Annotated in this window: 20 protein-coding genes; 16 read left to right on the top strand and 4 right to left on the bottom strand. The window is 47.6% G+C overall.

Annotated features, from left to right (window positions below; all coding sequences use genetic code 11):
- Nucleotides 1-4: 4 nt before the first annotated feature.
- Genes buk through NYE28_RS12805 form a run of 5 tightly spaced genes read left to right on the top strand, consistent with a single transcriptional unit; the run spans nucleotide 5 to nucleotide 5,826 of the window.
- A complete protein-coding gene (gene buk, locus NYE28_RS12825; RefSeq protein ID WP_094032254.1) occupies nucleotides 5-1,120 on the top strand; it encodes a butyrate kinase in 1,116 nt (371 codons plus the stop codon).
- Entirely contained in the window at nucleotides 1,110-2,531 is a 1,422-nt protein-coding gene (gene lpdA / locus NYE28_RS12820) for a dihydrolipoyl dehydrogenase (RefSeq protein ID WP_052827635.1), read from the top strand. The genes buk and lpdA overlap by 11 nt, the downstream gene beginning before the upstream one ends.
- Nucleotides 2,532-2,553: 22 nt before the next feature.
- The gene (locus NYE28_RS12815; protein WP_015240177.1) at nucleotides 2,554-3,546 is read left to right on the top strand and encodes a thiamine pyrophosphate-dependent dehydrogenase E1 component subunit alpha; all 993 of its coding nucleotides are present in this window, start codon (nucleotides 2,554-2,556) and stop codon (nucleotides 3,544-3,546) included.
- Between the two features lie 12 nt (nucleotides 3,547-3,558).
- Nucleotides 3,559-4,542: a 3-methyl-2-oxobutanoate dehydrogenase subunit beta gene (gene bfmBAB / locus NYE28_RS12810; protein ID WP_342490092.1), complete on the top strand. Its 984-nt coding sequence runs from the start codon at nucleotides 3,559-3,561 to the stop codon at nucleotides 4,540-4,542.
- Nucleotides 4,543-4,563: 21 nt separating this feature from the next.
- Nucleotides 4,564-5,826 (top strand): dihydrolipoamide acetyltransferase family protein, encoded by a 1,263-nt coding sequence (locus NYE28_RS12805; RefSeq protein ID WP_342490091.1) that lies wholly within the window; start codon nucleotides 4,564-4,566, stop codon nucleotides 5,824-5,826.
- A gap of 43 nt (nucleotides 5,827-5,869) precedes the next feature.
- On the opposite strand, the gene NYE28_RS12800 is transcribed toward NYE28_RS12805, so the two are convergent.
- Nucleotides 5,870-6,766, bottom strand: a complete 897-nt coding sequence (locus NYE28_RS12800; protein ID WP_020956063.1) for a YegS/Rv2252/BmrU family lipid kinase — start codon at nucleotides 6,764-6,766, stop codon at nucleotides 5,870-5,872.
- 178 nt (nucleotides 6,767-6,944) lie between these two features.
- Here NYE28_RS12800 and brxB point away from each other — a divergent pair, with 178 nt between their 5' ends.
- The 6 genes from brxB (at nucleotide 6,945) to NYE28_RS12770 (ending at nucleotide 11,462) form a co-directional block, all read left to right on the top strand.
- Complete coding sequence (brxB, locus tag NYE28_RS12795) at nucleotides 6,945-7,382, top strand: bacilliredoxin BrxB (RefSeq protein ID WP_003153223.1); 438 nt, start codon at nucleotides 6,945-6,947, stop codon at nucleotides 7,380-7,382.
- Nucleotides 7,383-7,627: 245 nt separating this feature from the next.
- Nucleotides 7,628-8,395 (top strand): transporter substrate-binding domain-containing protein, encoded by a 768-nt coding sequence (locus NYE28_RS12790; RefSeq protein ID WP_007408386.1) that lies wholly within the window; start codon nucleotides 7,628-7,630, stop codon nucleotides 8,393-8,395.
- Between the two features lie 61 nt (nucleotides 8,396-8,456).
- On the top strand, nucleotides 8,457-9,116 hold the full coding sequence (locus NYE28_RS12785; protein ID WP_003153227.1) for an amino acid ABC transporter permease: 660 nt from the start codon (nucleotides 8,457-8,459) through the stop codon (nucleotides 9,114-9,116).
- Nucleotides 9,109-9,831, top strand: a complete 723-nt coding sequence (locus NYE28_RS12780; protein WP_064115739.1) for an amino acid ABC transporter ATP-binding protein — start codon at nucleotides 9,109-9,111, stop codon at nucleotides 9,829-9,831. Before NYE28_RS12785 ends, NYE28_RS12780 begins: the two co-directional genes overlap by 8 nt.
- Nucleotides 9,832-9,908: 77 nt before the next feature.
- On the top strand, nucleotides 9,909-10,862 hold the full coding sequence (locus NYE28_RS12775; protein ID WP_007408388.1) for an aromatic acid exporter family protein: 954 nt from the start codon (nucleotides 9,909-9,911) through the stop codon (nucleotides 10,860-10,862).
- Nucleotides 10,863-10,931: 69 nt separating this feature from the next.
- The gene (locus tag NYE28_RS12770) at nucleotides 10,932-11,462 is read left to right on the top strand and encodes a L,D-transpeptidase (protein WP_003153233.1); all 531 of its coding nucleotides are present in this window, start codon (nucleotides 10,932-10,934) and stop codon (nucleotides 11,460-11,462) included.
- A 13-nt stretch (nucleotides 11,463-11,475) separates the two neighbouring features.
- Here NYE28_RS12770 and prli42 read toward each other — a convergent pair whose 3' ends face one another.
- A complete protein-coding gene (gene prli42, locus NYE28_RS12765) occupies nucleotides 11,476-11,571 on the bottom strand; it encodes a stressosome-associated protein Prli42 (protein ID WP_007408390.1) in 96 nt (31 codons plus the stop codon).
- Nucleotides 11,572-11,664: 93 nt separating this feature from the next.
- Here prli42 and mce point away from each other — a divergent pair, with 93 nt between their 5' ends.
- Genes mce through NYE28_RS12750 form a run of 3 tightly spaced genes read left to right on the top strand, consistent with a single transcriptional unit; the run spans nucleotide 11,665 to nucleotide 14,735 of the window.
- Nucleotides 11,665-12,093 carry a methylmalonyl-CoA epimerase gene (gene mce / locus NYE28_RS12760; RefSeq protein WP_015240172.1) on the top strand — a complete coding sequence of 143 codons (429 nt, stop codon included), beginning with the start codon at nucleotides 11,665-11,667 and terminating at the stop codon, nucleotides 12,091-12,093.
- Nucleotides 12,086-13,603: an acyl-CoA carboxylase subunit beta gene (locus NYE28_RS12755; RefSeq protein ID WP_124693166.1), complete on the top strand. Its 1,518-nt coding sequence runs from the start codon at nucleotides 12,086-12,088 to the stop codon at nucleotides 13,601-13,603. The genes mce and NYE28_RS12755 overlap by 8 nt, the downstream gene beginning before the upstream one ends.
- Before the next feature lie 16 nt (nucleotides 13,604-13,619).
- Nucleotides 13,620-14,735, top strand: coding sequence for a tripeptidase T (locus tag NYE28_RS12750; protein WP_003153237.1), 1,116 nt, complete (start codon nucleotides 13,620-13,622; stop codon nucleotides 14,733-14,735).
- A gap of 113 nt (nucleotides 14,736-14,848) precedes the next feature.
- Here NYE28_RS12750 and NYE28_RS12745 read toward each other — a convergent pair whose 3' ends face one another.
- A complete protein-coding gene (locus tag NYE28_RS12745; RefSeq protein ID WP_007408393.1) occupies nucleotides 14,849-15,685 on the bottom strand; it encodes a membrane protein insertase YidC in 837 nt (278 codons plus the stop codon).
- A gap of 32 nt (nucleotides 15,686-15,717) precedes the next feature.
- Nucleotides 15,718-15,999 (bottom strand): hypothetical protein, encoded by a 282-nt coding sequence (locus NYE28_RS12740; protein ID WP_342490090.1) that lies wholly within the window; start codon nucleotides 15,997-15,999, stop codon nucleotides 15,718-15,720.
- Nucleotides 16,000-16,074: 75 nt separating this feature from the next.
- Between NYE28_RS12740 and NYE28_RS12735 the strand changes: the two genes are divergently transcribed.
- Together NYE28_RS12735 and gndA are read left to right on the top strand one after the other, a co-directional pair.
- The gene (locus tag NYE28_RS12735) at nucleotides 16,075-17,319 is read left to right on the top strand and encodes a DNA polymerase IV (RefSeq protein ID WP_012117936.1); all 1,245 of its coding nucleotides are present in this window, start codon (nucleotides 16,075-16,077) and stop codon (nucleotides 17,317-17,319) included.
- Between the two features lie 108 nt (nucleotides 17,320-17,427).
- Complete coding sequence (gene gndA / locus NYE28_RS12730; protein WP_007408395.1) at nucleotides 17,428-18,837, top strand: NADP-dependent phosphogluconate dehydrogenase; 1,410 nt, start codon at nucleotides 17,428-17,430, stop codon at nucleotides 18,835-18,837.
- The last annotated feature ends 18 nt before the right edge of the window (nucleotides 18,838-18,855 follow it).

Raw genomic sequence — 18,855 nt, 5'->3', positions numbered from 1 at the left:
AGGTATGAAAATGTTCGAAAAGGAAAAACGCATTCTCATTCTGAATCCAGGCTCAACATCAACGAAAATCGGTGTCTTTCACAATGAACGCTGTATCTTTGAAAAGACGCTGCGGCATCCCGAAGAAGAGCTGAAAACATTTAACAGCATCATCGACCAATACGAATTTCGAAAAATAAGCATTCTTGAGTCTTTGCACGAACAGGGCATCAACATTTCAAAGTTCGATGCCGTTTGTGCCAGGGGCGGCCTGCTCAGACCGATTGAGGGCGGCACATATGAAGTGAATGACGCCATGATCACTGATTTGAAAAACGGCTACAACGGCCAGCATGCTTCTAATCTGGGCGGAATTATTGCCAGGGAAATAGCTGACGGATTAAATATCCCCGCGTATATCGTCGATCCGGTCGTGGTGGATGAGATGACTCCGCTCGCTAAAGTATCAGGAATGCCTGAAATCAAGCGGAAAAGCATTTTCCATGCTTTGAATCAAAAAGCTGTTGCCCGTCAGGCGGCGGCGTCCCTCGGCAAACGGTATGAACAGATGAAGATGATCGTCACTCATATGGGCGGCGGCACCACAGTCGGTGTCCATGATTGCGGACGGGTGACGGATGTCAACAACGGGCTTCACGGAGAAGGACCCTTCAGCCCGGAGCGCGCGGGAACCGTTCCTGCGGGTGATTTGGTAGAAATGTGTTTTTCCGGCAAGTATTCAAAAGCCGATATGATGAAAAAACTTGTCGGCACGGGCGGACTCTCCGGCTACCTGGGGACAACGGACGCGGTGAAGGTGGAAAAACGCATTCAGGCCGGAGATGAGCATGCGAGGCTCATTTATGACGCCATGGCTTATCAAGTAGCAAAAGAAATCGGGGCGGCAAGCGCCGTTTTAAAAGGAAAAGTAGACATTATCGTCCTGACGGGCGGATTGGCGTACGGGAAAAGTTTCGTATCCGCCATCAGATCGTACATAGATTGGATTTCGGATGTACTGGTGTACCCGGGAGAAAATGAACTGCAATCTCTCGCGCAAGGCGCGCTTCGGGTTTTAGCCGGTGAGGAGCAGTCAAAGCAATATCAGATCGGCGAAGGAGTGAAAACAAATGGCGACTGAGTATGATGTGGTCATTCTGGGCGGCGGCACGGGCGGTTATGTAGCCGCCATCAGAGCGGCCCAGCTCGGCTTAAAAACGGCCGTTGTAGAAAAAGAAAAGCTCGGCGGAACATGCCTGCATAAAGGATGTATCCCGAGTAAAGCGCTGTTAAGAAGCGCGGAAGTGTACCGAACCGCAAAGGAAGCGGCAGCATTCGGCATTGAAACGGAAGGTGTCTCCCTCCGCTTTGACAGCGTGCAAAAACGAAAGCAGGGAATCGTTGACCGGCTGGCCGGCGGTGTCGCCCACTTGATGAAAAAGGGGAAGATTGATGTATTCAACGGGTACGGACGTATGCTCGGCCCTTCCATCTTCTCACCTCTTCCCGGTACGGTTTCCGTCGAATACGCAAATGGTGAAGAAAACGACATGCTGATACCGAAACAATTGATTATCGCAACCGGTTCAAGGCCGAAAATGCTGCCGGGTTTAGAAGCAGACGGTACATATATTCTGACATCAGATGAAGCGTTAGAGCTTGAACGTCTGCCCCACTCCATGATGATCGTCGGCGGCGGTGTCATCGGAATTGAATGGGCATCCATGCTGAAGGATTTCGGCGTCAATATCACTGTGATTGAATATGCGGACCGCATTTTGCCGACGGAAGACCGTGATATTTCAAGCGAGATGGAAAAACTGTTAACGAAAAAAGGAATTAAGATCGTGACGGGTGCGAAAGTGCTTCCGGATACATTGGAAAAAGCGGACGGCGTTTCAATTGCCGCTGAAAAGAATGGAAAAAAAGAAACGTATCACGCGGAACAAATGCTTGTTTCCATCGGCCGCCAGCCGAACATTGAAGGGATCGGGCTTGAAAACACGGATATTGAAGCGGAAAACGGTTCTATCATCGTGAACGAAGCCGGGCAGACGAAGGAATCGCACATTTATGCGATCGGTGATGTTGTCGGCGGGCTGCAGCTTGCGCATGTGGCCTCCCGTGAGGGCATCATTGCCGTTGAGCATATGGCGGGTCTTAATCCGGCTCCGCTTGATGCCGCTCTTGTGCCGAAATGTATTTATTCAAATCCGGAAGCGGCGAGCGTCGGTCTGACAGAAGAGGAAGCTCTTCGAAAAGGGCATGAACTGAAGATCGGGAAGTTTCCGTTCATGGCGATCGGAAAGGCTCTTGTATACGGAGAAAGCGACGGCTTTGTCAAAATCGTCGCCGATCGGAATACAGATGATATTCTCGGTGTTCATATGATCGGCCCGCACGTCACCGATATGATCTCTGAAGCGGGGCTTGCCAAGGTGCTCGACGCGACGCCTTGGGAAATCGGCCAGTCCATACATCCGCATCCGTCGCTGTCAGAAGCGATTGGAGAAGCTGCGTTAGCCGCAGACGGAAACGCGATTCATTTTTAAAAGGAAAGAAGGAGGGGTTTGAATGACTACAAACCGCCATCAAGCATTAGGGCTCTCTGACGAAGAAGCCGTTGAAATGTATAGAACCATGCTGTTAGCCAGAAAAATCGACGAAAGAATGTGGCTCTTAAACCGCTCGGGCAAAATTCCGTTCGTTGTTTCATGTCAAGGACAGGAAGCGGCGCAAGTAGGCGCGGCCTATGCCTTAAACCGTGATACCGACTATGTGCTTCCGTACTACAGAGATATAGGGGTTGTGCTTGCATTCGGTATGACTGCAAAGGATTTGATGATGTCGGGTTTTGCGAAAGCAGCTGACCCGAACTCAGGCGGAAGGCAGATGCCGGGCCACTTCGGGCAAAAGGAAAACAGAATCGTAACGGGCTCATCCCCTGTTACGACGCAGGTTCCTCATGCAGTCGGAATCGCGCTTGCGGGACGCATGGATAAAAAGGATATCGTCTCTTTCGTTACCTTTGGAGAAGGATCTTCCAACCAGGGGGATTTTCACGAAGGGGCAAACTTTGCCGCCGTGTATAAACTGCCGGTCATTTTCATGTGTGAAAACAATAAGTATGCTATTTCTGTCCCGTATGACAGACAGGTGGCGTGCGAGAAAATATCCGACCGGGCGGCAGGCTACGGCATGCCGGGAGTCACTGTTGACGGAAACGACCTGCTGGAAGTTTACCGGGTCGTAAAAGAAGCGCGCGAACGGGCGTCTAAAGGCGAAGGCCCTACATTAATAGAAACGGTTTCCTACCGTTTGACGCCGCATTCCAGTGATGACGACGACAGCAGCTACAGAGAACGCGAAGAAGTAGAAGAAGCGAAGAAACAAGATCCGCTTCTTTTATACAAAGCATACTTGCAAGAAGCCGGGCTTCTAGGTGAAGAAGAAGAAAAGACCATGCTGGATGACATCATGGCTATCGTAAACGAAGCGACAGACGAAGCGGAGAAAGCGCCATACGCATCTCCTGAATCAACGCTTGATCACGTTTATGCGAAGTAGGGAGGAATACTTATGTCTGTAATGTCTTATATTGACAGTATTAATGCAGCAATGAAAGAAGAAATGGAAAGAGATCCGCGCGTGTTTGTTCTCGGGGAAGACGTCGGGAGAAAAGGCGGCGTGTTTAAAGCCACGGCGGGTCTCTATGAACAGTTCGGAGAAGAGCGGGTGATGGATACGCCGCTTGCTGAATCAGCGATTGCCGGTGTCGGCATCGGCGCCGCGATGTACGGCATGCGCCCGATTGCCGAGATGCAGTTTGCCGATTTCATTCTGCCTGCGGTCAACCAAATCATTTCAGAAGCGGCAAAAATACGCTACCGTTCAAACAATGATTGGAGCTGTCCGATGGTCATCAGAGCGCCTTACGGCGGCGGCGTGCACGGCGCGTTGTATCATTCCCAATCTGTGGAGGCCATTTTTGCCAACCAGCCGGGCCTTAAAATTGTCATGCCTTCAACTCCTTATGACGCAAAAGGGCTGTTGAAAGCTGCAGTCCGTGACGAAGATCCGGTGCTGTTTTTCGAACATAAGAGGGCGTACCGTCTGATTAAAGGCGAAGTACCTGCGGATGATTACGTCCTTCCGATCGGAAAGGCGGATGTAAAACGCGAAGGCAGCGACATTACTGTTATTACGTACGGATTATGCGTCCATTTCGCTCTGCAGGCTGCCGAGCGTCTTGAAAAAGATGGGATTTCCGCACACGTATTAGACTTGCGTACGGTTTATCCGTTAGATAAAGAAGCCATCATTGGAGCCGCGTCTAAAACGGGAAAAGTATTGCTGATCACAGAAGATACGAAAGAAGGCGGTATTATGAGCGAGGTCGCCGCCATTATTTCTGAAAACTGCTTATTTGATTTAGACGCGCCGATCAAGCGGCTTGCAGGTCCTGACGTTCCGGCAATGCCTTATGCGCCGACAATGGAAAAATACTTCATGATGAATCCTGACAAAGCAGAAGCCGCGATGAGAGAATTAGCGGAGTTTTAAAGACGTAAGGAGGTTTTTGACATGGCGATTGAACAAATGGCTATGCCTCAGCTCGGAGAGAGCGTGACGGAAGGGACGATCAGCAAGTGGCTGGTATCCCCCGGTGATCAAGTGAATAAATATGACCCCATCGCGGAGGTCATGACGGATAAAGTGAACGCGGAGGTGCCGTCTTCTTTTACCGGTACGATTACAGAACTTATAGGAGAAGAAGGCCAGACTCTTGCAGTCGGCGAGATCATCTGCAAAATTGAAACAGAAGAAACGGAAACCGAAGAGGCGCCGAAGCGGGAAGAAGAGCAGAATACCACTTCAGACACAGATGCAAACCGTCAAGGTAAAGATCAGTCAAATAAAGCGCGTTATTCGCCGGCCGTGCTCAGGTTAGCGGGAGAACACGGCATTCAGCTTGAAGAAGTTGAAGGAACGGGTGCAGGCGGAAGAATTACGCGAAAAGACATTCAAAAGATCATTGATTCGGGAATGAAGCAGAAGTCGGAAGCACCGGTGCCGGCTGCCGTTCAAACAACGCAACAAGCGCCGAAACAACAGCAAAAACAAGCGCCGGCACCCGCTCTGTCAGCCGGTGATATTGAAATTCCGGTTACAGGCGTCAGAAAAGCCATCGCCGCCAATATGCATAAAAGCAAAACAGAAATTCCGCATGCCTGGACGATGATGGAAGTGGACGTCACGAACATGACGGCGTACAGAAACAGCATTAAAGACTCATTTAAACAGAAAGAAGGCTTCAATTTAACGTTTTTCGCTTTCTTTGTAAAAGCGGCGGCGCAGGCTCTCAAGGAGTTCCCGCAGATGAACAGCATGTGGGCGGGAGACAAAATCGTCCAAAAGAAAGACATCAACATCTCCATTGCCGTTGCCACGGAAGATTCGCTGTTTGTTCCGGTTATTAAGCATGCTGATGAAAAAACGATTAAAGGCATAGCCAGAGAAATAACGGACCTTGCGAAAAAAGTGAGAAACGGAAAACTTACCGCGGAAGATATGCAGGGCGGCACATTTACCGTCAATAACACGGGATCTTTCGGCTCAGTTCAATCTATGGGCATTATCAACCATCCGCAGGCGGCGATTCTTCAGGTAGAATCTATCGTCAAACGTCCGGTTGTCATGAATAACGGGATGATCGCCGTTCGTGATATGGTTAATCTTTGCCTGTCTTTAGATCACAGAGTGCTCGACGGGCTCGTGTGCGGCCGATTCCTCGGACGCGTCAAAGAGATCTTAGAAAACATTGATGAACATACTTCCGTCTATTAAAAAAACTCCTTTTGCCCGGGCGGCAAAAGGAGCTTTTTTATTTTCATTGTGAATCCTCGGGAACAATCATAGTGAGATGATGTTTTTTCACTTCGATCGTACAAGGTGTTGTTCCGTATACCTCGCCATCTGTATCCGCGTCCATCTCACGTCCGGTTTCGATTTCAATCCTGGAGGCCTGAATATAGGACAGCTCCCCTTTGAAATCATCAAACGAACCCTGCTCCATCGTCATCAGCTCCCGCAACGCGGCAAGGCTTGTGTTGCGGCAGATTAACACATCGGCTAAGCCGTCCTGGAGGCTGGCATCAGGCAGGGGAACTCTGTTTGTCCCGATATAATGCCCGTTCATGACAAGCACCATTACGGCTTCGTCTTCTTTCACCTCGCCGTCAATCGTCAATTTGACAGGAAACGGGTTCGCGCTTGTCATCGTCCGCAAGGCGCTCGTGAAGTAGCTGATTTTACCAAGCCATGCTTTTTCAGTTTCATTAATATGGCTTGATGCTTCGGTGATCAGTCCGATGCCCCAGAAGTTCAGAAAATAGCCGTCATCCGTTTTACAGACGTCAATCATCCGTTTATGTCCGGCCGCGAGCACTTCAGCGGCCTTTTGAAGGTTTTGCGGGATGCCGAGCGCCCGGGAGAAATCGTTGCACGTTCCTCCCGGCAAAATGCCGACAGCGGGTCTGTGATCAAGCTTGCTGATGCTGTTGATGCATTGATGCACAGTGCCGTCTCCGCCTAAAATATATAAATGGTCAACTGAACTGTCGAGATTTTCACAATACTGACGGGCATCATCCTGATGTTTGGTCGGTTTAATCAAAAGTTCATCAGCTGACTGGGCCAAAATGGGGACGACCGTGCCGAGCGTTTTATCAATCTGTTTTTGACCGGCGTTTCCGTTATAAATTAAAACTGCTTTCCGTTGGCTCATATGACTGCTCCTTTATTTCAGACAATCTCCTTAACAAGTTTCCCGTTTTTAAAGGGTCATAAACTTACATCGGGAACATAAAAGGGACAAAAAACAATTGGATATGAGCGGTGTCATTTGCCGATAGGGAGGTTCCTTGCTATCATAAGAAGAGATGATCAAAAAGGAGAGGTCCCAGTTGAATATGGATTTTAATTTATTTATGAATGATGTCGTGCGTCAAGCCCGCCAGGAAATCACGGCCGCCGGGTATACAGAGCTGAAAACCGCTGAGGAAGTGGACGAAGCGCTTTCGAAAAAAGGAACGACACTCGTCATGGTCAACTCTGTGTGCGGATGCGCAGGCGGTATTGCACGGCCTGCCGCGTACCATTCCGTACATTACGATAAACGCCCGGATCAGCTTGTGACGGTATTTGCCGGACAGGATAAAGAAGCGACAGCCAAAGCGAGAGAATACTTTGAAGGCTATCCGCCGTCCTCTCCGTCATTTGCCATTTTAAAAGACGGGAAAATCATGAAAATGGTGGAACGCCATGAAATTGAAGGCCATGAGCCGATGGCCGTCGTCACAAAACTGCAGGAAGCATTTGAAGAATATTGTGAAGAAGTATAAGTGAAAGAAAAACCCCGGAGCCAAGCGCTTGCAGGGTTTTTTTATATGGCATCTGTATAAATATAAATATTTATACATCGGCGTTCAGCTGTCACTAACCTGAAAAACAATGACTATAATAAACACAGAAAGGAAAATATATTTTTCAAAAATAGTATTGCATCACAATTAAAAAGTGTTTAAAATACAAGTTAACGAATAAATATTCAAATTTAAGAGATCAGTAGATATGGGGGAAATGAATCATGAAGAAATGGCTGTTGGTATTAGCTGCCGCATGTATCACCTTTGCGCTGTCCGCTTGCGGATCAGGCAATTCAGGCTCAGAGGGCGGAAAGAACAAGCTGATTATGGGTACATCGGCTGACTATAAACCATTTGAATATAAAGACGGCGATCAGATCACCGGGTTTGACGTTGATCTGGCAAAAGCTCTGGGCAAAAAGACCGGCTATGACGTTGAGGTGCAGGACATGGACTTCAACAGCCTGATTACAGCCTTGAAGTCCAAGCAGGTAGATATGATTTTATCTGGAATGACACCTACACCGGAACGGAAAAAGCAAGTTGATTTTTCTGATATTTATTATACTGCTAACAATATGATCGTTACGAAAAAGGGAAGCAGCATGAAATCCTTGAATGATCTGAAAGGCAAAACCGTCGGTGTTCAGCTCGGCTCCATTCAAGAGGAAAAAGGCAAGAAGCTCGCTTCGAAATACGGTTTTCAGCTCGAAGACCGCAACCGGATCTCAGACTTAACCGAAGAGATCAAATCCGGGCGTTTTGATGCCGCGATTATCGAAGACATCGTAGCACAAGGCTATTTCAGTTCAAATCAAGATCTGCAGGGCTTTGCGTCAGCAGATGCGAAATCAGACGAATCGGGTTCCGCGATTGCGTTCCGCAAAGACAGTGATCTGACAGCGAAGTTCAACAAAGCGCTGAAAGAAATGGAGAAAAACGGAGAAATCGAAAAACTGAAGAAAAAATGGTTCACCAACGAGAAATAAAAGAAAGCTCAACTTTTCGTTGAGCTTTTTATCTTGAATAAAGACAAAGGAGATCACACGTATGAATTTGGATTTCTCAGCGACAATCCCCCAAATTCCTTTTATATTGGAAGGCCTTGCGGTCACATTGAAAATTGTGCTCGTTTCGGCGGTCATCGGTCTTGTATTAGGCATCGTGCTCAGCTTATTTAAAATCAGCACGATCAGTCCGCTGAAATGGATTGCGGATTTTTATACTTCGATATTCCGCGGCACGCCGCTCGTGCTGCAGCTGATGATCATCTATTTCGGTATGCCGCAGCTTCTGGGCTTTCAGATCGATCAATTTTGGGCGGCGGTCACTGCATTATCGCTCAATTCAGCCGCTTACGTCTCTGAAATTATCAGAGCGGGAATCAACGCAATTGACAAAGGACAAAAAGAGGCTGCCGTCGCTCTCGGCGTGCCGTACGGAAAAATGATGAAAGATCTGCTGCTGCCGCAGGCGTTTAAAAACATTTCTCCGGCTATTATTAACGAATTAATCACCTTAACGAAAGAATCGGCGATCGTCACAGTTATCGGTCTTGGCGACATTATGAGACGGGCCTACCAGTCCGGCGCCGCAACATACAACTATTTAGAACCTCTTATTGTGGCGGGCTTAATCTATTACGTGCTCGTTTTGATCTTAGCATTCATCGGAAAAGGCGTAGAAAGGAAGCTGAAAGCCAATGATTAAGGTCGACAACCTGTCAAAATCATTCGGGAAACATGAAGTACTAAAAAACATTTCAACACAGATCGAAGAAGGGGAAGTCGTCGCTGTCATCGGCCCTTCCGGTTCCGGCAAATCAACGTTTCTGCGCTGCTTAAATCTGCTGGAAACCCCGAGCGGCGGAACGATTGCCATTAAAGAAAATGAAATTACCGCAGCTAAAACGAATAAACTGAAAGTGCGGGAAAATATCGGCATGGTATTTCAGCATTTTCATTTGTTTCCTCATAAAACGGTGCTTGAAAATATCACATACGCGCCAGTCAGCGTGAAGAAAGAGTCTAAAAACGAGGCGGAGGAAAAGGCGTGCGCCCTCCTTGAAAAAGTCGGACTGCTTGACAAACAGAACGACTATCCGAACCGTTTGTCAGGCGGACAGAAGCAGCGGGTCGCCATCGCGCGTGCGCTTGCCATGAATCCTGACATCATGCTGTTTGATGAACCGACCTCGGCTCTTGACCCGGAAATGGTCAAAGAAGTTCTTGAGGTGATGAAAGAGCTCGCGCAGACGGGCATGACGATGGTGATCGTAACGCACGAAATGGGATTTGCCAAAGAAGTGGCAGACCGCGTATTATTCATGGATGAAGGGACGATCGTGGAAGACGGGCAGCCGGAAGAATTTTTTCTTTCTCCGAAGTCAAAAAGAGCACAGGACTTTTTAGAAAAAATATTATAAAATATAACTGGAAGAAAAGAAGAAGAATGCTCTTCTTCTTTTTTTTTGAGAAAGAAACAAACAGAATGGAGCAAGCAATGTTTAAAATCGGTTACCGCACCCTAAAGACCGCACTTGGAACGGCGCTGGCCATTTATTTAGCCCAGCTGTTGCATCTGCAAAACTTCGCATCCGCAGGAATCATCACCATATTGTGCATCCAGATTACGCAAAAGCGGTCGCTTCAGGCCTCGTGGGCCCGATTTGCCGCCTGTTTATTGGCGATCGTCTTCTCATATGTCTTTTTCGGACTGATCGGCTATTATCCGTTTGCGATCGGAATATTGCTGGTGCTGTTCATTCCGACTACAGTCGTTTTAAAAATAAACGAAGGGATCGTCACCAGCTCAGTAATCATTCTTCATTTATATATGTCCGGCGGCATTACGATGGCGTTTATCTGGAATGAGTTCCAGCTGATTACCGTAGGTATCGGCGTCGCGCTGTTAATGAATCTGTATATGCCGAGCCTCGACAGAAAACTCGCGGCGTACCGGAAAAAAATCGAGGATAACTTTTCCGTCATCTTCGCCGAAATCGAACGGTATTTGTTAACTGGTGAGCAAGATTGGTCGGGGAAGGAAATACCGGAGACGCATCAGATGATTCAAGAGGCGAAAAACCTCGCCTATCGGGACGTGCAGAATCATATTTTGCGCCATGAAAATCTCTACTATCATTATTTTAAGATGAGACAGAAACAATTTGAAATCATTGAACGGCTGCTGCCGAAGATTACCTCTATTTCAATAACGGTGGAGCAAGGCAAAATAATCGCCCATTTCATCCATGAATTAAGGGAAGCCATTCATCCCGGAAATACTGCTCATAAATTTTTAAAAAGACTTGCAGAAATGAGAACGGAATTTGAAGAAATGCCGCTCCCGGCAACGCGCGAGGAGTTTGAAGCGCGGGCGGCTTTGTTCCACCTCCTCGGTGAGATGGAACAATATCTCGTGATTAAAAGTTATTTCAAAGGCATCAAGCTGTAAAAAACATATGGATCAATCGCATGAGTCCTCCTTTCATTGGTCATTCTAATGAAAAAAGGAGGGGAGCCCATGCGATTTTTTTTATTGTCAGCCGCCCTGCTGCTGTCTCCGCTTTGGCCGCTTGGCGCAAACCCTTTGCCGGGTGACCCTTATATTATCGTCAATAAAGCCACAAATGCGCTTGCTGTTGTGAAGGATAACCGAATAGAAGGCATTTATCAGGTGGCGACGGGAAAAACGGATGATTTGACGCCTGAAGGAGAATTTACGGTAACGGTCAAAGCCGTCAATCCGTATTACCGGAAGAAAAATGTAGAGGGAGGCGCGCCGGAAAACCCGCTCGGTGTCCGCTGGATCGGCTTTGACGCGAAAGGAACCGACGGCAGGATATACGGCATTCACGGAACAAACAGAGAAGAGCTGATCGGGGGGTTTGTGTCAAACGGCTGCATCCGTATGAAAAACCGGGATGTCATCCGTATTTTTCGGATTATCCCTCCCGGAACGAAAGTGTTGATTACAAAAGAAAACCGCTCATTCGAGGACATTGCAATAGAGCGGAAAGCCCTCATAAAAAAGCAGGAAACCCCCTTGCAATGAGGCGCCTGCTTTTTTACCGCAAATACATCATAATGCCTGAGAGGAGGGTTGAAAGTATAAATACGCCCAAAATGACGATGACGGCGCTTTTCATAAATTTTTGAGACATTGTTTCACTCCTTAAGATTACTGTCTATCATTTTAACGTGTTTTGCTTGTATGAACAAGCCATATCCTATGGCGGAAAGCAGGTGGCCGCGCTATGAAAAAACTTGATCATGTCGGCATTGCCGTCAGCTCTATTGAAGCTGCGAGAGGATTTTACGAACGGATGCTCGGGCTTACGTATATGGGAGACGAGCTGGTAAGCGGCCAAAATGTGAGAGTTGCTTTTTTAGAGGCGGGAGGCACAAAGCTTGAGCTGATTGAGCCGCTGTCGGACGCGTCTCCCGTCAGCTCTTTTTTACAGAAAAGAGGCGAAGGGCTGCATCATTTGGCATTCCGCTGCGCCGATATGAAGGAAACGATCAAGGAGCTTGAAGCATGCCGCATGACTTTGATCCATCATGAACCGCAAAACGGAGCGGGCGGGAAGAAGATCGCATTTCTCTCTCCAAAAGAGGCGAACGGGGTCCTGATTGAGCTTTGTGAAACAATTGAAAAAGGAGAAACTCAAGATGAGCATGAGTGATCATATCAGACACTTAAACGAAAGACGTTCCTTTTTAACAAACGGCGGCGGAGCGGAAAAAAATGAAAAACAGCACAAAAAAGGCAAGCTGACGGCAAGAGAAAGAATTGACTATTTATTGGACGAAGACAGTTTTTCAGAGCTGCAGCCGTTTGCCAAAAGCCGCATGCCCGGATGCCAGAATGCTCCGGGAGACGGCGTTGTTACCGGATACGGCACAATTGACGGACGGCCCGTGTATTTGTTTGCCCATGACTTTACCGTACTCGGCGGGACGCTCGGCGAGACACATGCGGAAAAAATCGCGGCGGTAATGGATCTGGCGGCGAAAAATAAAACTCCGATCATCGGGCTGAACGACTCAGGTGGTGCGAGAATTCAAGAGGGTGTGGTATCATTAAATGGATACGGTCATATCTTTAGGCGCAACGTCCTTTACTCGGGAGTGATTCCGCAAATTTCTGTCATCCTTGGGCCGTGTGCCGGCGGTGCTGTTTATTCACCCGCATTGACGGATTTTGTGATTATGGCGGAACATACGTCGCACATGTTTATTACAGGCCCGAAAGTCATTGAACAGGTGACGGGTGAACAGATTGACGCGGAAAGTTTAGGCGGTGCGGGAATACATAATGTGATAAGCGGAAATGCCCACTATTCCGCACGAACGGAAAAAGAGGCTCTTTCCGCTGTGAAAACCCTGCTTTCTTATCTCCCGCACGGCGGACAGACGGCATCACCCGTTAAAAAGGAAGACGCCAGACCGTTATTAAACACCCTCGTTCCCGCGGACAGTTCGAAACCTTACGATGTGTTACAGGTAATAAAAGAGCTGGCGGATGACGGAACGTTTTTTGACATTCAGCCGTATTTTGCCAAAAACATTGCTGTCGGTTTTCTGAAACTCGGACGGCGTACAGTCGGTGTTGTCGCAAACCAGCCGAAACACTTGGCGGGGAGCCTCACGATTGATGCCGCTGACAAAGCGTCGAGATTCATCCGTTTTTGTGACGCGTTTCATATTCCGCTATTGACGATCGCTGATGTTCCGGGATTTCTTCCGGGCTTTCAGCAGGAACATGCGGGAATCATCCGTCACGGAGCAAAATTGCTGTATGCTTTTGCCGAAGCGACGGTGCCGAAAGTGACGCTCATCATCAGAAAAGCTTACGGAGGCGCCTATGTCGCCATGAATTCGAAAGGGCTCGGGGCAGATCTTGTATTCGCCTGGCCCAATGCGGAAATCGCCGTGATGGGAGCGGAAGGCGCGGCGTCGATTTTATACAGCAGAGACATACAGGCTTCTGAGGACCCGGAGAAAACGAAGCGCGAAAAAAAAGCCATATACGAAAAGGAAAACGCCGGTCCGTATAAAGCGGCGGCCTGCGGAATGGTGGATGATATCATCCGGCCGGAAGACTCGAGGAAAAAATTGATTCAGGCATTTGACATGCTTGCGCATAAGGAAGAGGAAAGACCGAAAAAAAAGCACGGTAATATACCGCTTTAAACGGAGGGAACTGAAAATGGTAAACGAAAAACGTCTGCTTGAAGAATTTCTTGAACTCGTTCAAATTGATTCAGAGACAAAACATGAAGCGGAAATCAGCAAGGTGCTCAAACAAAAATTCACTGATTTAGGATTGAGCGTAAAAGAAGATGATACAAAAGAAGTGACGGGGCATGGAGCCGGCAACTTAATCTGTACGTTAAAGGGCACAAAAGATGCGGATACGATTTATTTCACATCGCACATGGACACGGTTGTCCCGGGCAAAGGCGTTAAGCCGATTGTGGAAGACGGCTATGTAAAATCCGACGGCACGACGATTCTCGGCGCTGATGATAAGACGGGACTTGCCGCAATGTTTGAAGCCATTAAAGTGCTGAAAGAACAAAACATCGAGCACGGCACCATTGAATTCATTATCACGGCCGGAGAAGAATCGGGATTAGTCGGGGCAAAAGCAATGGATCGTTCAGACATTACCGCGAAATACGGTTTTGCGCTTGATTCAGACGGAAAAGTCGGCAACATTATTGTAGCCGCACCGACACAAGCGAAAGTGAGAGCAACCATTTTCGGGAAAACGGCTCATGCGGGGGTAGAACCGGAAAAAGGCATCTCCGCGATTACAATCGCATCAAAAGCAATCTCTAAAATGCCGCTCGGCCGTATTGATAAAGAAACAACGGCTAATATCGGACGTTTCGAAGGCGGCACGCAAACCAATATCGTCTGCGATCAGGTTGATATTCTGGCTGAAGCGCGTTCATTAGTGCCTGAAAAAATGGAAGCGCAAGTGCAGAAAATGAAAGAAGCTTTCGAATCTGCTGCAGCTGAGATGGGAGGCCGCGCGGAAGTGGACATCGCGGTCATGTATCCGGGTTTCAAATATCAGGACGGCGATCAGGTTGTGGAAGTCGCGAAAAAAGCGGCGGCAAAAATCGGCCGGCCGAGCGAACTTCAGACAAGCGGCGGCGGAAGTGACGCAAACGTCATTGCCGGCCACGGCATTCCGACAGTCAACCTGTCAGTAGGCTATGAACAAATCCATACGAAAAATGAAAAAATGCCGATTGAAGAGCTCGTCAAAACGGCGGAAATGGTCGTTGCCATTATCGAAACAGCGGCCAACTAAAAACGAAGCACCCAGTTGTTTGGGTGCTTTTTTCATTCTTCATGATAATTGGTTTAAAGCCTTGCAGATACAAGAAAAAACCCTGCCGGATAGGTTCGGGCAGGGTTTCAGTATTATGATTTGGCGGGCTCCGCCTGAGCCGCAGCTTGTTTCTTTTTATGATGCGTCTGCTGTAAAAGTACATTCTGCACTGTCAAAAACAGTCCGCTTGTAAACCAGTAAAGCGGCAGCGCAGCCGGTACGTTAAGTGAAAAAACGGTCATCATGACAGGGAAAATAAAGACCATGATTTTTGCTGACTGCATCGCGGCCGGATTTTGAGCAGCCGGTGAATATTTCTCGTTTAATTTTTGGGAAATATAAGCCTGTAAGAAATACATGGCCCCCGCGCACAGTGATACAAGAATATCAGAATGCCCTAAGCTGAACCACAGAAATGAGTGTGAAGCGATTTCCGGCGTTGAGCGGATGGCGTAATAAAAACCGATCAAAATCGGGAATTGCACCAGCATCGGAAGACATCCCATTGCCATCGGATTCAGATTGTGCTCACGGTAAAGCTTCATCATTTCCATTTGCAGTTCTTTTTGTTTCTCCGCATCTTTCGTTTGTTTCATTTTAGCCTGAATGCTGTCGACCTGCGGTTTGATCACAGCCATTTTTTCCTGGAACACCCGCTGTTTCTTAAATTGGTTCACAAACAAAGGCAGTACAACGATCCGGACGATAATCGTCACCAGAATAATCGACAATCCGTACTCACCGTGGAACAGGCCCGCCACACCTTTTAAAAGTGCCGAAAACGGCTCGATCAGGTAATCGTGGAAAAAACCGATATTCCCGAGGCCTCCCGTCTGAGTCTGAGATGTCGCTGCAAAAGCCGAGCGGCCTGTGCACAGTACGATAAAAAACAATCCGAATGCGATCCATTTTTGATATGTTTTAGACAATTATGTCTCCTCCTTTTTATCTTCACTTGCCGTTATAAAAGGAGGAAGCTGACATCTTCATCATCATTCGCCGGTGAATTCATGCGGATGACTTTACGTATCCAAGTTGTAATGCGATGATATATAATAATAAGAAAGTCTGTTCGGTTCAGCTGAACGACTGCTTGATGTTCATCTATTCGTTTCGTTCTCCAATGCTCGCCTGCGCGGCGCTCACGCAATAGAAAAGTGATGCCGATCGCGGTCAGAGCGGGAAGAATAATTGTGAAAAAATCGACTAAAAATAAAAAGTCATTCATTGACTCAAGAATCATTTTATCACATCCATTCAGCTCTTATTTTACTACATATATATAAGGTTGTCTATGAAAGGAAAGGAGGCGCCGGGAGTGGCCGGAAAAGGGAGAATTATATTTCATATCGATATGAACAGTTTTTATGCCTCCGTAGAAATGGCGTATGATCCGTCTTTAAGAGGAAAACCTATCGCCGTTGCCGGAAACGTGAAGGAACGGAAAGGAATCATCGTCACCTGCAGCTATGAAGCGAGAGCGCGGGGCGTAAAGACCACCATGCCGGTGTGGCGGGCAAAACGCCTCTGTCCGGAACTCATCGTCGTGCCTCCGAATTTTGACCGCTATCGGAGTTCGTCAAAAGAAATGTTCAGCATTCTGAGGGAGTATACGGATTTAGTCGAGCCTGTTTCTATTGATGAAGGATACATGGATATTACGGACACACCGCACAGCCACAGGGCGTATGAGACAGCCGAAGACATTCAGGCGAGACTGCAAAAAGAGCTTTTGCTTCCGTCAAGCATCGGCATCGCCCCGAATAAATTTCTCGCCAAAATGGCTTCTGACATGAAAAAACCGCTCGGCATCACCATTTTAAGAAAAAGAGAGCTGCCGGACGTCTTATGGCCTCTTCCGATTGAAGAGATGCACGGTATAGGAACGAAAACTGCGGAAAAAATAAAAACGCTCGGCATCAAAACGATCGGTGATTTGGCAAAAGGAGATGAACATGCGCTGAAAACGCTTCTCGGCATAAACGGCCCGAGGCTGAAGGATAAAGCGAACGGCATCCATCCTGCAGAAGTCAATCCCGAGCGGATATATGAATTTAAAAGCGTCGGCAACTCATCCACCCTGTCGCATGATTCGGCTGACTGGGATGAATTAACGGGCGTGTTTGACCGGCTCGCGCTGTCTGTGAGCGAACGGCTCCAGCGTAAGGAGGTCATGGCCTGCCGGCTGTTCATCATGATTCGGTATGCGGATTGGAAAACGGTCACAAGAAGCATGACCCTCAGCAATCCGGCTGATCAGAAAAAAGACATCATGGAAGCGGCGATGGAACTGTTTGACAAGCACTGGAACCAAAATCCGGTAAGGCTTCTCGGCATCACCGGAACGGAACTGGTTGAAAAACAGCAGGCGTATAAACAGCTTGATCTGTTTTCATTCAAGGAGGACGCAAAGGATGAGCCGATTTTTCAGATGATGAACGAGCTGAATGAAAAGTACGGCCAAAACCTGATCAGAAAAGGCGCCGTTATAAAAAAAGAAGAAAGCAAAACAAGGGGAACGAGCTTTAACAGAGACTTTTTTCAGGATGAAAAGAAAAGGTGAATAACTTGAAAAAAGGGGTTATGTATGATAATTTCTTTAGTATAAATATCATTTTATTTTAATTTAAATTTTAAAATGGTTAAACGTTTGAAGAAGGGACGTTAGAATATGTCAAAACAACAAATCGGAGTTATCGGTCTTGCGGTAATGGGTAAAAATCTGGCTCTTAACATCGAAAGCCGGGGATTTTCTGTGTCTGTATACAACAGATCAAGCAGCAAAACGGAAGAGTTTTTAGAAGAGGCAAAAGGCAAAAATGTTGTCGGTACATACAGCATTGAGGAGTTTGTCCAGTCTCTTGAAACACCCCGTAAAATTTTATTAATGGTTAAAGCGGGAACTGCAACGGATGCGACGATTCAATCTCTTCTTCCTCATCTGGAAAAAGACGATATTTTGATTGACGGCGGAAATACATACTATAAAGATACACAGCGCCGGAACAAAGAGCTTGCCGAAAGCGGCATTCACTTTATCGGAACGGGTGTATCAGGCGGTGAAGAGGGAGCGCTGAAAGGGCCTTCTATTATGCCGGGCGGCCAAAAGGAAGCGCACGAACTCGTGAAACCGATTCTAGAAGCCATTTCTGCTAAAGTGGACGGAGAAGCTTGTACGACATACATCGGCCCGGACGGAGCGGGGCACTATGTAAAAATGGTGCACAACGGTATCGAATACGGTGACATGCAGCTGATCTCTGAGTCATATTTCATTTTGAAACAGGTGCTCGGATTGTCTGCCGAAGAGCTTCACGAAGTATTCGCTGAGTGGAACAAAGGAGAGCTTGACAGCTATCTGATCGAAATCACGGCTGACATTTTCACTAAAAAAGATGAAGAAACGGGCAAACCGCTTGTTGACGTGATCCTTGATAAAGCAGGCCAAAAAGGAACGGGTAAATGGACAAGCCAAAGCGCTCTTGACTTAGGCGTGCCGCTTCCGATTATCACTGAATCTGTTTTTGCGCGTTTCATTTCCGCAATGAAAGAAGAGCGTGTGAAAGCAAGCAGCCTTCTGTCCGGACCAGACGTTAAGCCGGTCACTGAAAATAAAGAAGAGCTGATTGAAGCGGTCAGAAAAGCGCTCTTCATGAGTAAAATCTGTTCTTACGCACAAGGCTTCGCCCAAATGAAAGCCGCGTCTGAAGAGTATAACTGGGATCTGAAATACGGTGAAATCGCGATGATCTTCCGCGGCGGCTGTATCATCCGCGCGGCGTTCCTGCAAAAGATCAAAGACGCATATGACCGTGAACCGGAGCTTGACAACCTGCTGTTAGACAGCTACTTCAAAAACATTGCAGAAAGCTACCAAGGCGCCCTTCGCCAAGTGATTTCACTTGCCGTAGCCCAAGGCGTGCCGGTACCTTCGTTCTCAAGCGCACTTGCGTATTACGACAGCTACCGTACGGCAGTGCTTCCTGCAAACTTGATTCAAGCGCAGCGTGATTACTTCGGCGCGCATACGTATGAACGCACAGATAAAGAAGGCATTTTCCATACTGAATGGATGAAGTAATGAAGAAGCCCCCGCAGT

It is taken from the genome of Bacillus sp. FSL R5-0443, assembly GCF_038608285.1.
In the GTDB taxonomy this organism is placed as follows: Bacteria; Bacillota; Bacilli; order Bacillales; family Bacillaceae; genus Bacillus; species Bacillus velezensis.
Note: the sequence above shows the minus strand (reverse complement) of the source record. Positions and strands in the feature narration are given on the sequence as shown.

Bases quoted from the DNA above. Each gene is read 5' to 3' on its own strand.
- buk (WP_094032254.1), top strand. From the start codon at position 5: ATGAAAATGTTCGAAAAGGAAAAACGCATTCTCATTCTGAATCCAGGC.
- lpdA (WP_052827635.1), top strand. From the start codon at position 1,110: ATGGCGACTGAGTATGATGTGGTCATTCTGGGCGGCGGCACGGGCGGT.
- NYE28_RS12815 (WP_015240177.1), top strand. From the start codon at position 2,554: ATGACTACAAACCGCCATCAAGCATTAGGGCTCTCTGACGAAGAAGCC.
- bfmBAB (WP_342490092.1), top strand. From the start codon at position 3,559: ATGTCTGTAATGTCTTATATTGACAGTATTAATGCAGCAATGAAAGAA.
- NYE28_RS12805 (WP_342490091.1), top strand. From the start codon at position 4,564: ATGGCGATTGAACAAATGGCTATGCCTCAGCTCGGAGAGAGCGTGACG.
- NYE28_RS12800 (WP_020956063.1), bottom strand. From the start codon at position 6,766: ATGAGCCAACGGAAAGCAGTTTTAATTTATAACGGAAACGCCGGTCAA.
- NYE28_RS12790 (WP_007408386.1), top strand. From the start codon at position 7,628: ATGAAGAAATGGCTGTTGGTATTAGCTGCCGCATGTATCACCTTTGCG.
- NYE28_RS12785 (WP_003153227.1), top strand. From the start codon at position 8,457: ATGAATTTGGATTTCTCAGCGACAATCCCCCAAATTCCTTTTATATTG.
- NYE28_RS12780 (WP_064115739.1), top strand. From the start codon at position 9,109: ATGATTAAGGTCGACAACCTGTCAAAATCATTCGGGAAACATGAAGTA.
- NYE28_RS12775 (WP_007408388.1), top strand. From the start codon at position 9,909: ATGTTTAAAATCGGTTACCGCACCCTAAAGACCGCACTTGGAACGGCG.
- NYE28_RS12770 (WP_003153233.1), top strand. From the start codon at position 10,932: ATGCGATTTTTTTTATTGTCAGCCGCCCTGCTGCTGTCTCCGCTTTGG.
- prli42 (WP_007408390.1), bottom strand. From the start codon at position 11,571: ATGTCTCAAAAATTTATGAAAAGCGCCGTCATCGTCATTTTGGGCGTA.
- mce (WP_015240172.1), top strand. From the start codon at position 11,665: ATGAAAAAACTTGATCATGTCGGCATTGCCGTCAGCTCTATTGAAGCT.
- NYE28_RS12755 (WP_124693166.1), top strand. From the start codon at position 12,086: ATGAGTGATCATATCAGACACTTAAACGAAAGACGTTCCTTTTTAACA.
- NYE28_RS12750 (WP_003153237.1), top strand. From the start codon at position 13,620: ATGGTAAACGAAAAACGTCTGCTTGAAGAATTTCTTGAACTCGTTCAA.
- NYE28_RS12740 (WP_342490090.1), bottom strand. From the start codon at position 15,999: ATGATTCTTGAGTCAATGAATGACTTTTTATTTTTAGTCGATTTTTTC.
- gndA (WP_007408395.1), top strand. From the start codon at position 17,428: ATGTCAAAACAACAAATCGGAGTTATCGGTCTTGCGGTAATGGGTAAA.